2 protein-coding genes are annotated in these 1,846 nt (G+C 70.1%); both read left to right on the top strand.

What is annotated here, in order from left to right:
* Positions 1–1,530 (top strand): histidine kinase (locus WAW85_RS06450; protein ID WP_422558806.1); only part of this gene is annotated, 1,530 nt, incomplete at its 5' end.
* On the top strand, positions 1,527–1,846 hold a 320-nt coding region (locus tag WAW85_RS06445), incomplete at its 3' end, for a response regulator (protein ID WP_422558805.1). The genes WAW85_RS06450 and WAW85_RS06445, both read left to right, overlap by 4 nt.

Raw genomic sequence — 1,846 nt, 5'->3', positions numbered from 1 at the left:
GTGCGGGCCCAGAGCGGGGTCGCCGTGAACAGCCGCGGAAGTTCCTGGGGAAGACTTGGCTGGGTCGCGGCCTCAATCACCACCGGTCTCACCGTCGCCCTGGTGATCTGGGCCTCCGGACCTCAGTGGGCAGCCAGCCCAGTGGGCGGATTCGCCGCACCCGGGTGGGCGCCGATCTGGGTAATCGCGGCCGCGTCAGCGGTTGCCGTGGCCTGGCTGGTCGGCCCCGAGCAGCCCGCGCGGGGATGGGCCACGACGGCGGCAACCGCGGGGTGGCTGGCACCCTTGGTGGCGGCCGTTCCCGGCACCAACAGCAGCCTGAGCGTCCTCCTCCTGTCCATTGCGTGCCTGGTGCCGACAGCGGTCGTCGCGCTGCATACCTCAGCAGGGGCACCCGCCCGGCTCGGTCCAGTGCCAGCGGCCTGGGTAGTCGCGTTGGCAGCGATGGCCCTTCGCGCCGTCACGATCGACCCGCTGACCGACCCCGCCTGCACCCGGATCTGTGTCGCCGGGCCGGGCCTCTTCGGCGCGATGGACCCGCAACTGGGCCGGCGCGCGGTCGCCGTGCTGGTCACCGTCGCGGCAGTGCTGGCATTTCGTGGCGTGCTGGCAGATCCAGCCAGAGTCCGCTTTGGCCACATCTTGCGGGCCGGGGCAGCGGGGGTCATCGCCCTGACACCGTGGTGGGTGCCGTGGAATGCCGCGGGCCCACGCGCTGATGACGTCGTCGCACTCGCCTTGGCCGTGGCTTGCGTGCTCATCGTCGTGGAGCGGGCGCGGCTGCTAAGAATCCGTCGCGCCGCTCGCAACATGCACGACGCGATGCTGGCGTCACCGGAGCTCACACCCCTCAACGATCAGGTCGCCCGAGTGCTGTCCCCCGCCCAACGGCTCGCCGTGGACAACGCGCGCCTCGCCGCCGCCGCACGCGCGCACTCCGAGGAACTGCTGGCATCGCGCCGTCGGATCGTCCACGCCTTCGATGCCGAACGCGAACGACTCGGCCGCGACCTGCACGACATCGTGCAACAACGTGCCGTCGGTGCCCTGATCGGGATGCAGGTCGCCCGGGCACAAACACCCGACGCCCAGCGGGCGTCGGTGCTCGATGACGCGATCGGCGAGGTCTCGCGTTGCCTAGAACACCTACGGACCGTGGGCGGCCGCTCCAGCTCACCACTCGTGGAGAGCGATGGCCTCGGGCCAGCGGTGCAGCAGCGTGCTGCCGACGCCGGTCTCTCGCGCGTCGTCGCGACCGGGGAGACCGGGCTGGCGCTGCCCCCCGACCGGAGTCGTGAGATCTATACGGTGCTCGATGCGCTGCTCGAGACCTCACTCAAGCGCCCCGGCGAATCCACCCTGACCATCGACATCCAGACACACCAAGTGGTCGTCGTGATCCGCGGTCCAGAGGTGGGTTTGCCGGAGCCGGTCCTCGATAGGGTCGGCGCAGCGGAGGGGGAGTGCAGCATCCGGATGGATGCCGACGACCACCCCGAGGTGGAGGTGCGCTTCCGATGCGAGTCGTGATCGCCGACGACGTCCTGCTCGTGCGCGCCGGGTTAGCGCAGCTGCTGCGGACCGCAGGCATCGACGTCGAGGCGGAGTGTGCGGATGGCCAGACCCTGATGAGAGCCGTGGCGAAGCAGCGTCCGGATGCGGCGATCATCGACATACGAATGCCGCCCACGCACACCGATGAAGGGCTGGTGGCAGCCCGCCAGGTGCGCGAGCTCTATCCATCGACGGCGGTGCTGCTGCTCAGCCAGTACCTCGAACCGCTCTACGCGCGACGGCTGCTGGCCGATCAACCGGCCGGCATGGGCTACCTGCTCAAGGAACGCGT

The organism is Gordonia sp. (in: high G+C Gram-positive bacteria) (genome assembly GCF_049299075.1).
GTDB lineage: Bacteria > Actinomycetota > Actinomycetes > Mycobacteriales > Mycobacteriaceae > Gordonia.
This window is presented reverse-complemented; position numbering and strand designations above follow the sequence as displayed.